The 797-nt window shown below is 64.9% G+C and carries 1 protein-coding gene; it reads right to left on the reverse strand.

Annotated features, from left to right (window positions below; genetic code table 11):
- Nucleotides 1-11 precede the first annotated feature (11 nt).
- A partial coding sequence (locus ACYSM9_RS21875) for an IS982 family transposase (protein ID WP_461859046.1) occupies nt 12-797 on the reverse strand: 786 nt, incomplete at its 5' end.

The raw sequence follows: 797 nt of genomic DNA on the forward strand, positions 1-797 counted from the left end.
TCCTATTGGTTTCAGTGGTCGTAGGCGATGAGTGAGCGTTTGCGGGGCGCGTTGATGCGCCAGTTGTGCCAGATGCCGGCAGCGAGGGCGAGTAGTCTGGCGGCCACCCGGGTGTAGACACCGGCCAGGGTCCGTCCGCCGTGATCTTCGAGGCTGAGTTGGCCTTTGAGGGTGTCGAAGACGGATTCGATCCATTGTCTGATGCCGCCGAGCCTGCCGAAGCGGGGTTTCTCGTCTTTGCGGTCAGGGCGAATCAGCGTCGCGCCCAGGTCTTGGCTGATGAACGCTTCGAAGTCGCGTCCGGCGAAGCCTTTGTCCCCGAGGATTACCTGCCCGGCCCGGATGAGGTGATGGTCGTGCTCCAGGAGTGCCCTGGTGACTTCGCGTTCACCGATCTTCGGGTTGGCCAAGCCCCAGATCACAGGCATGCCGTCAGGGGTGCTGATGAGGTAGAGCCGGAATCCCCAGAAGAACCGGGAGTGGGAGGCGCAGTAACCGTAGCCGGCGTGCCCGGACAGGTCGGAACGTTTGACGGTTTCCCGGGACATTCCGCACGGGACGGGAGTGGAATCGACCAGGCGCAGGACCTCGTGCCAGGACGGTGTGTCCCGTGCCAGCGCGGTGATCGCTGCCGCGATCAAGGGCCCCGCGGCCCGGAGGCGTTTGTTGTAGCCGGACTGGTGCGGGATGCCCGGGAACATGGCGGACAGGTGGATCCGGGAGTACCGGATCCACCTGCTCTCCGAGGAGAAGCCGAGCAGGTGCTGGGCGACGGCAAGGCAGAGCAGTTCGGCGTC

The organism is Arthrobacter sp. C152 (genome assembly GCF_054890965.1).